At 69.8% G+C, this 1,568-nt stretch carries 1 protein-coding gene; it reads right to left on the minus strand.

The window, feature by feature from the left end; translation table 11 throughout:
* Positions 1-1,135 (minus strand): sigma-70 family RNA polymerase sigma factor (locus tag AB0M92_RS39265; protein ID WP_366107192.1); only part of this gene is annotated, 1,135 nt, incomplete at its 3' end.
* Positions 1,136-1,568 lie beyond the last annotated feature (433 nt).

A 1,568-nucleotide genomic window follows, 5' to 3' on the forward strand; every position in this document is an offset into this window, starting at 1 on the left:
TAACCGAGGCCGCCTCGGGTGCCGAGGGCGTGGAGGAGGCGCCAGGAAGGGGGCGTGCTCCGGAATCCCCGGCCGAGGTGAGGGCGGGGTTCACGAAACCGATCGTGGATGCGGCAACGGCGATGCCGGCGACCGCCGTGGCCGTCATCGTGCCCAGCAACCAAGGCCGCGTGGGGGCCCATTGCTCACCGCGTGCCGTGACTGCCCTCCCCCCTCCGTGCGTGCGGCGCCCCCCTCCCGGTGTGATTGCGGTGCTGCTGGAGACGTCGTCGAAGGCAGGGTGACCGGCGACTCCCTCCCCTACGAGGAACAGAGCGAGGGGGGCGAGCGCCCGGAGCTTGGCGTTGAGGTACGAGAGGTCCGCGAAGGCCGTCGAGCATCGATCGCACTGGCCCAAGTGACGTATGAGACCCGGATTCTTGCTGATCCGGCTCCGCACCGCCGAGCCCAGAACGCCGGAGTAGTAACGGCACTCGGCGTCGTCGCCGAGGTGGACATGCGCCTGGAGGTAGGCCTTGCGCAGCCCTTCCTCTGCGCGCGCGAGCAGGGAGGCGACGCCCTTGGGTGTGAGGCCGAGCAGCTCGGCCACGTAGGACGTCGTCCTCTCATTGACCCGGCGGTGCCACAGGACCGCCTGCCAGTTCTGGGGAAGCGAATGGAAGGCGCGTCCCAGGAGACGCGTTTCCTCGCTGTACAGCGCGAGCCTTTCGGGATCCGTGGCGTCGGGCAACGACTCGCACCACGTCTGGAAGTCGGCGAGCGGTACCTGCCCGCGCTGCGCCTTGCCCAGTTCGGAGGCGGTGTTGCGTACGACGGTGAGCAGATACGGACGCCACGGACCCGTCGGGCCGGCACCGCGCCGGACCGCGTGCACCGTGCGCAGGAACGCTTCCGAGGCGACGTCTTCGGCTTCCTGAACCCCGGTCAGGCTGCGGGCGCAGGCGATCATGGGGTCGCGGTGACGCCGGTAGAGCTCGGCCATGGCTCGCGCCGCATCGTCGGTCACACCCGAGCCTTCCGGTCCGTCCTCGGCGGGCACGGACTCGTGCCCGGAGGAACGGAGCCAGGTGGTGAGTTCTTCGTCGGGCAGGCCGACGGGGTCGCTAGGACGGACAGACACGCGAAAATCTCCCATTTGCCGTACGGGAGCGTGAGGCAGGCGACGCCGGTGCCACGCATCGGCGGTCCACTCGCACGACTGCATAACGAATGCGTAACGCGCAGGAGGAGGAGTCGGCTACCACGCTCATGAAGGGTGACAGATCCCTCGGGAACCGCTGGCCGCTCGCAACGGCACAGCATCCCACTTGCCGCTCCGGAGGCCATGATGGCACGCAACTCTTCAACGCGGGAGCGTCCCGCCCGCCACAGGCGCAGGGCCGCGTCCCTCCGGTCGCCCGCTGTCGCAGCAGGCGTCCTGGCTGCCGCGTGCGTGGCGGGGATAGCAGCCCTCACCGGCAGCGGCGGAGACCAAGGCCAGGGAGGCGGCCGGTCGGACGCACGAACGGTGCAGGATCCGGTCGCGCTGTCCACGATGGCCGATGCGCCCACGGAACAGGCGAGTGCTT

Source organism: Streptomyces sp. NPDC051582 (assembly GCF_040681715.1).
Classification (GTDB): Bacteria; Actinomycetota; Actinomycetes; order Streptomycetales; family Streptomycetaceae; genus Streptomyces.